General features: G+C 73.8%; 8 protein-coding genes. 5 read left to right on the top strand and 3 right to left on the bottom strand.

Translation table 11 applies throughout. The annotated features are described in order from the left end of the window. Positions 1–418, top strand: a 418-nt coding sequence (locus tag ACFRMQ_RS36130; RefSeq protein WP_380735063.1) for a hypothetical protein, incomplete at its 5' end; no start/stop codon positions are given. A gap of 69 nt (positions 419–487) precedes the next feature. On the opposite strand, the gene ACFRMQ_RS36125 is transcribed toward ACFRMQ_RS36130, so the two are convergent. Next, on the bottom strand, positions 488–940 hold the full coding sequence (locus tag ACFRMQ_RS36125) for an SRPBCC family protein (protein WP_380735061.1): 453 nt from the start codon (positions 938–940) through the stop codon (positions 488–490). A 244-nt stretch (positions 941–1184) separates the two neighbouring features. On the opposite strand from ACFRMQ_RS36125, the gene ACFRMQ_RS36120 reads away from it, so the two are divergent. Together ACFRMQ_RS36120 and ACFRMQ_RS36115 are read left to right on the top strand one after the other, a co-directional pair. Continuing rightward, positions 1185–2009 carry a transcriptional regulator gene (locus ACFRMQ_RS36120; protein WP_380735060.1) on the top strand — a complete coding sequence of 275 codons (825 nt, stop codon included), beginning with the start codon at positions 1185–1187 and terminating at the stop codon, positions 2007–2009. A 117-nt stretch (positions 2010–2126) separates the two neighbouring features. Beyond that, positions 2127–3110 carry an NAD-dependent epimerase/dehydratase family protein gene (locus ACFRMQ_RS36115; protein WP_380735059.1) on the top strand — a complete coding sequence of 328 codons (984 nt, stop codon included), beginning with the start codon at positions 2127–2129 and terminating at the stop codon, positions 3108–3110. A 105-nt stretch (positions 3111–3215) separates the two neighbouring features. On the opposite strand, the gene ACFRMQ_RS36110 is transcribed toward ACFRMQ_RS36115, so the two are convergent. Together ACFRMQ_RS36110 and ACFRMQ_RS36105 are read right to left on the bottom strand one after the other, a co-directional pair. Continuing rightward, positions 3216–4127 (bottom strand): endonuclease/exonuclease/phosphatase family protein, encoded by a 912-nt coding sequence (locus ACFRMQ_RS36110; protein WP_380735057.1) that lies wholly within the window; start codon positions 4125–4127, stop codon positions 3216–3218. A 127-nt stretch (positions 4128–4254) separates the two neighbouring features. Further along, positions 4255–4890: a M15 family metallopeptidase gene (locus ACFRMQ_RS36105; RefSeq protein WP_380735056.1), complete on the bottom strand. Its 636-nt coding sequence runs from the start codon at positions 4888–4890 to the stop codon at positions 4255–4257. Between the two features lie 169 nt (positions 4891–5059). Here ACFRMQ_RS36105 and ACFRMQ_RS36100 point away from each other — a divergent pair, with 169 nt between their 5' ends. Next, on the top strand, positions 5060–5743 hold the full coding sequence (locus tag ACFRMQ_RS36100; protein ID WP_380735055.1) for a response regulator transcription factor: 684 nt from the start codon (positions 5060–5062) through the stop codon (positions 5741–5743). Continuing rightward, positions 5740–6861, top strand: a complete 1122-nt coding sequence (locus tag ACFRMQ_RS36095; protein WP_380735054.1) for a sensor histidine kinase — start codon at positions 5740–5742, stop codon at positions 6859–6861. The genes ACFRMQ_RS36100 and ACFRMQ_RS36095 overlap by 4 nt, the downstream gene beginning before the upstream one ends. The last annotated feature ends 85 nt before the right edge of the window (positions 6862–6946 follow it).

Here is a 6946-nt window from a genome sequence, read left to right as displayed (position 1 = left end):
CGCCCGAGGAGCACCACCGTTGCACTTCCACGGCTACGAATGGGCCGGTGACGGCCGGCTGCTGGCGAAGGACTCGGAGCGCCGCCCGGTCGAGGGCGGCGGCTTCAGGCTCTCGGACCTTCCGCCCTTCATGACCGGCTGGTGGCTGCTCCGGCCCGCCGCTCAGATCCGGGGCACCTGGGAGACCGCCGCCGAAGCGGCCGAGTGGCTCTCCAGCCGCTACGAGGAACACACCCCCGACGGCGACACCTGGCTACCGCTCCCCACCCGGCGGCGCCACACGACCGCCCAACTGACCCAGGGCCTCGACGCGGTGTGGTCCCGCTGGGTCTCCGACAGCCGCTGGTCCGGCCACTACGCGATCGTCTGCCCCAACAAGGCCTGGCCGGACCTCCCCTGCCCGGCCCCGCCCCGCTGACGCCGGACGCGCCCCACGCCCCGGCGCACCCGGCGCGGCAGCCCGCACAGCACCTGGCCCGTGGGGCGGTCAGGGCCGGTGCCCGGTCGTGAGTTCGGCGTCGGCGGCGGCGAGGATGCGGCCGAAGGTGTGGGCGATGAGGGGCTTGGCCAGCACCCGGGTGAGGGTCGCGCCGAAGGGCAGGCGGACCTGGAAGGTGGTCGTCCACGCGACCTCCGTCCCGCCGGCGACCTCGGTGAAGGTCATCCGGCCGAGTTCGTGCCGGGACGGCGGCACGCTGCGCTCGACCGTGTAGTCGAAGCCGTGCGGCCGGTCGTAGGTGGTGACCCGCTCGCGGAACCAGCCGATCGCCCAGGTGTGCAGCCGGACCGCCCCCACCCCGTAGGGCGCACCGGCCCCGCGACGGGCCAGGCGGGCTCGGAGGATGAGCGGTGAGCGGGTGTAGTTGGTGGTGGTGGCGCACCAGTCGAAGACGTCCTCGATCGGTGCCGCGATGACGCGTCGGACGGTCAGGGTCTCCATGGCCGTGTCCCCTCTCTCGGTCGGCGGCGGCGCGGACCGCGACCACCGCGCCCGACAGGTGGACCGGGCAGCCGCCGGAAAGGTGACACCGGAGCCCGACTCGTCGCCCCGGCGCCGAGGCGGCCCCCTTCCCGCCGCCACGGCCGCCCCCGCGAGCGCGCCCGGCCTCCCCCGCGCCCCGTGTGGCACATTGGCCGGATGCCCCAGAGCCCCGGGGCCGCGTGATCGAGAACCGAGGTCTTCCGTGTCCGAATTCCAAGCCGCGCCGCGAACGGTCGTCGAGGCCTGCTTCGATCCGCAGGGCACGGCCGCGCTCGACTACGTCTACGACGTCGCCGCGGCCGTCGGATTGTCGGACCAGCCGGTGCGGCTCGCCGTCCGCCGCCTGGAGGCGGCGGGCGTCCTGCGACAGGAGGGGCGGGGCCGCAAGGGCCGCCTCGTGCTGACCGACGCCGGCCGGCTCCGCTCGGACGCGGACGCCCGGTTCATCGCGCTCGCCTACGCCCAGGACGCCGGCCTCGCCCCCTGGGACGGACTCTGGCGCCTCTCCACCTTCTCCGTGCCCGAGCGCCACCGGTCGGAACGCGACGCCCTCCGCACCGCGCTGACCAGGCTCGGCGCCGTCCCGCTCGCCCCCGGCGCCTACGTGAGCCCGCACGACCTCCTCGACGAACTCGCCGAGGAGGTCTCGGAGGCGACCGTCGGCACCTACCTGATCACCGCCGAGGCCACCCGCCTGACCGGCCCCGGCTTCACCGATCCCGCCTCCACCGCGGCGCTCCTCTGGCCCCCGGCCGAGACGGTCGAGGCCTACCGGCCCCTCGCCGACGCACTCGCCGAGGAACCCCTGGGCCCCGAGCGCGGCTCCGTCGAGCTCGTCGCCACCGGGCTGCGCCTGGCCGAGGCCTTCACCCGCGCCCTGGAGCGCGATCCCCTCCTCCCCCCGGAGCTGCGGCCCGCCCCCTGGCCCCCGTCCATGGTCCGGCGCGACTTCGGCGAGGCCTGGGCCGAGATCCGCGGCCGCACCCCGGACCTCTCGCTCTTCCGCGCCTTCGACCCGCAGCCCTGAAACCTGAGCCCTGAAACCTGAAACCTGAACAAACCTGCCTGGCCAGTCTTCACCCGGACGGACGCAATAAAGAATTCCCGGATCGCGAATGCATTCGAGGAATGATATATCAATAATATGCTCGAATCATACAAGAAAGTATTGGTGTCGGGCGGATTGGGATTCGTCGGAAGACACCTGACCAACGCCCTTCTCATTCTGGGCAAAGAGGTGGCCATCATCGACAACGCCCGGACGGCGACGAGCATCGCCACACCGCCCGGGGCCACCCTGCACATGCTGGACATCCGCGAGGTCGACGCCATCACCGAGGCCGTGGACGACGCCGACCTGGTCTTCCACGTCGCCGCGAACGCCAACGGCACACTGTCGGTGACACAGCCGCGCCTCGACTTCGAGATCAACGCGCTCGGCACACTGGTCTTCGCCGAGGCCCTCCTCAAGGCCTCCGTCAGCCGGATGGTCTACGTCTCGTCCGCGTCCGTGTACGGAACGCCCCGGAAATTCCCCATGGACGAGGACCACCCGACCCGCCCGTTCGTGCCCTACGGCGCCTCGAAGCTCAGCGGTGAGATCACCTGCCTGGCCCTCCACCGCGCCTGCGGCCTTCCGGTGGTCGTCGGCCGCCCCTTCTGCGTCTACGGGCCCGGGGAGAACCCGCACGAGGCGATGGTCGAGGTCGGGCGCTTCCTTCGCTGGCACCTCAACCACCAGCCCATCCAGATCGTCGGCGACATCGACCGCAAGACCCGCGACTTCGTCCATGTCACCGACCTGGTCCAGGGGTTGCTGACGATCGCCGACCGGGCCGAACCGGGCGAGGTGTTCAACATCGGCTCCGGAACGGAGGTGTCCATGCGCGGCCTCGTCGAGGAGATCGGGCGGGCCACCGGCATCACCCCGGAGGTCAGCGTGATCCCGGAGATCGAGGACGACACCTACCGGCTGGTCGGCGACATCTCCAAGCTCCAGGGCCTGGGGTACCAGCCGGCGATCACCCTGGCCGAGGGCGTGCGCGACCTGGCCGAACGCCTCGGCCCGAACCCGGAACTCCCGGGCAGCCCGACCATCTTCTCCGTCGGCCAGCACGGCGAGTCCTGACCGGCGAGCCCTGACCAGCGAGCCCTGACCGGCGAATCCTGCCGGGCGCGCCACCGCCCCGTACGGAACTCCCGTACGGGGCGACGGCGTTCGACCGCGAGTCAGCTACGCCCGCACCCGGGCCGCCGTCGGCCGGTGGTCGCTTCCGGTGGCGGGGAGGGTCCAGGCTGCGGTGGCGGGCAGGTCGCGGGTCAGGATGTGGTCGACGCGCGCCAGCGGCAGGGCGGCGGGCCAGGTGAAGCCGAACCCCCGTTCCGCCGGGGCGAGTCGGGAGGTGAGCGGGCCGAGGGCGCGGTCACCGGCGGCGGCGTTGAGGTCGCCCAGCAGCAGGACCTTCCGCAGCGGCTCCTCGTCGAGCGCCCGGGCGAGGGCGGCGATGTTACGGTCGCGGTGGCCGGCGGTGAAACCGTCGAAGTTCAGCCGCACCGACGCCAGATGGGCGACGTAGACGGCCAGCGGGCCGCCGGGTCCCCGGACTTCGGCCCGCAGCGAGCGGCTCCAGCCGGGGTCGATGGTCAGCCGCTTCGCGTCGGTCACCGGGTAGCGGCTCCACAGCGCGACCGTTCCGATGCGCACCCGGTGTGCCAACTCCCCGTCCAGGACGCCCTGGTAGGCGGGAAGCGCGGCATCGGTGACCTCCTCCAGGGCGACCAGGTCCGGGTGCGCGGCGAGCAGGGACCGCGCGGTGCCCGCCGGGTCCGGGTTGTCCGCGCCCACGTTGTGGGTGACGACGGTGAGTTGGGAGCCGGGCCCCGCCCCGGGCGGCCCGCCACCAACCCCGGGCAACGGCCCGAACAGCGACCCGAACAGCACCGCCCACGCCACCGCCGGCACCACGGCCCCGCACGCCGCCACCGGGGCCCGCCGCAGCACCGCGCACAGCAGCACCACGGGCACCACCAGCCCGCACCACGGCAGCACGCTCTCCCACAGGCTCCCGAGGTGCATCCCCAGGTCCGGCACCCGCCGGTGCCCGGCCAGGCCGAGCGCGGCGAGCAGCGCGAGGCCACCGGGCACCCACCCGCGCCGCCACACCGGCACCGCCCGCCGCCGGGACGTACGCGGGGACGTACGCGGGGACGCGAGCCGGGAAGACCGCGACCGACCAGGCCGTACCAGCCGAACACCGAGCGCCACGACCCGCCTACCCCGCCGCGTCCGGCAGCATCGCCGGGCAGGTCCCGCCCGGCGTGGTCCGCAGCTCGAAGTGCCAGATCTCGTTGCCGTACACCTGGCACAGCCCGTACGCCGCGCCGTGCTGGATCAGCCAGTAGTCGGCGCTGGTCGGGCCGACGTCCACGGCCTTGCCGGAGACGTGCGCCGACTTCTCCGGCGTGTTCACGAACCGCCGGGCCTGTTCCAGGCTCCCGTACGTGACCACCGCCCGGTCCAGCAGCCGCTGCTGGTAGCCCGTGCCGCGCCAGCCGGAGGTCACGCTCATCTCGATGCCCTGGGCCTTCGCGGCCCCGGCGGCCTCACGCAGGGCCGCCAGCAGTGCCGGATCCAGGTTCCGCACGGCCGCCGCCCGATCGTCGAGGGGGCTGAGCGTCACCCCGTCGGGGATCCGCCCGTCCTCGCCCGCGCCACCCGCGTCCCCGGAGGGGGACACGCTGACGGTCGCCGCCAGGGTGCGCAGCACCGACTCGCCGGCCGGAGGACCGCCGGCGCAGGCTGCGGCCAGGGCCAGCGCCCCCGCCGCCGAGACGCCGACGGCCACCCGCCGCCGCCCACCACCCCACATCGCACGACCCGCACCACGCCCCCGCTCCACCCTGCTCACGCCGGCCTCCCGACCACTCGTCGCGTTCCGCCGCGACATACCGCCGCGGCGCCACCATTGGAGTAGGCCCGGTGTTGCCAGGATGTTCGCGCCGGCCGATACGTTTTCGATAGGTCCGATCGGGTCCAATGGAGACGGCGGAACAGCGACGGAACGAGGAGAACAGCACGTGCGGGTCCTGGTGGTGGAGGACGAGATCTACCTCGCCGAGGCGGTCCAGGCCGGCCTGCGGCTGGAGGCGATCGCCTGCGACATCGTCACCGACGGCGACGCCGCCCTGGAGCGCCTGGCCGTCCACGACTACGACGTCGTCGTCCTGGACCGCGACCTCCCCGGCACCCACGGCGACGACGTCTGCCGCGCCATCGTCCGGCAGCGGCTCGGCTGCCGCGTGCTGATGCTCACCGCCGCCGCCCGCCTCGACGAGAAGGTCGCCGGCTTCGAACTCGGCGCCGACGACTACCTCACCAAGCCCTTCGACCTGCCCGAACTCGTCGTCCGGCTGCGCTCGTTGGCCCGCCGCCCGGCCCAGTCCGCGCCACCCGTCCTGGAGTACGCCGGACTGCGCGTGGACCCGTTCCGCCGAGAGGTCTACCGCGACGGACGCTACGTCGCCCTCTCCCGCAAGCAGTTCGCCGTCCTGGAGGTCCTGATCACCGCCCGCGGCGGCGTCATCAGCGCCGAACAGCTACTGGAACGCGCCTGGGACGAGAACGCCGACCCGTTCACCAACGCCGTCCGCATCACCATCTCCGGCCTGCGCAAACGCCTCGGCGACCCCTGGCTGATCCACACCGTGCCGGGCGTCGGCTACCGCCTCTGCGACACCGCCCCCGACCAGGGCACCCGGTGACCGGACGCGAGCGGCCCCGCCGCCTCACCGCCCGGCTGCGCCTGACCCTCAGCTACGCCCTCTTCGCCGTCACCGCCGGCGTCCTCTCCCTCGCCGTGGTCTACGTCGGCATGCGCTACGTCCCCAACTACCCGCTGACCTCGGCCAATCCGCGCTACCGCTCGGAGGCCCCGTCCCGCCAGGAGATCCTGCACTCGCTGCTCACCGCCGGCGGCTACGCCCTCGCCCTGCTGACCGCCGTCGGCCTGTTCGGCGGCTGGCTGATCGCCGGCCGGGTGCTGCGCCCGTTGCAGGACATCACCCGTGCCGCCCACCGGGCCACCGGCGGAGCCCTGGAGCACCGCATCGCCCTCACCGGGCCGCGCGACGAGTTCACCGACCTGTCCGACGCCTTCGACGAGATGCTGGAACGCCTCCAGCGCTCCTTCGAGGCCCAGCAGCGCTTCGCCGCCAACGCCTCCCACGAGCTGCGCACCCCGCTGGCGATCACCCGCACCATGCTCCAGGTCGCCGCCGCCGACCCGGCCGGCCAGGACTGGACGAAGCTCGTCGCCCGGCTCCAGGACACCAATCAGCGCGGCATCGAGACCACCGAGGCCCTGCTCCAGCTCGCCGACCTCGGCCACGCCCCGCCCGAGACCGGCCCCACCGACCTCGCCGTCACCACCGGCCAGGCCCTGGCGGTCGTCCACGACGAGGCCGCGGAGCTCGGCGTGACCGTCACCGCCGACTGCCGCCCGGCCCCCACCACCGGCAATCCGGTGCTGCTGCGCCAAGCCGCCGTCAACCTGCTGCACAACGCGCTGCGGCACAACCTGCCCGCCGACGGCCGGGTCACCGTCACCACCGGCGCCGACCCGGACCGCCCCGGCCACGTCCGCCTCACCGTCGCCAACACCGGGGCCGTTCTGGCCCCGGAGGCCGTCGCCACGTTCACCGAACCGTTCCTGCGCGGCCGCGGCCGCACCGCCCAGGCCGGCCCCGTCCGCCGGGGTCACGGGCTGGGCCTCGCCATCGTCGCCGCCGTCGCCGAGGCCCACCACGGCGAGCTGGGCCTGGCCCCCGAGCCCGCCGGCGGCCTGCGCGCGGTCCTCTCGCTGCCGGCCCGGCAGGCCTGACCCCGGCACGGCGAAGACACGGCGGACACGGCAGTGAAGACACGGCAGCGAAGACACGGCGAGGGCCGGTGCGGATCACCCGCAC

Origin of the sequence: Kitasatospora sp. NPDC056783, from assembly GCF_042789895.1 — a bacterium.
In the GTDB taxonomy this organism is placed as follows: domain Bacteria; phylum Actinomycetota; class Actinomycetes; order Streptomycetales; family Streptomycetaceae; genus Kitasatospora.
This window is presented reverse-complemented; position numbering and strand designations above follow the sequence as displayed.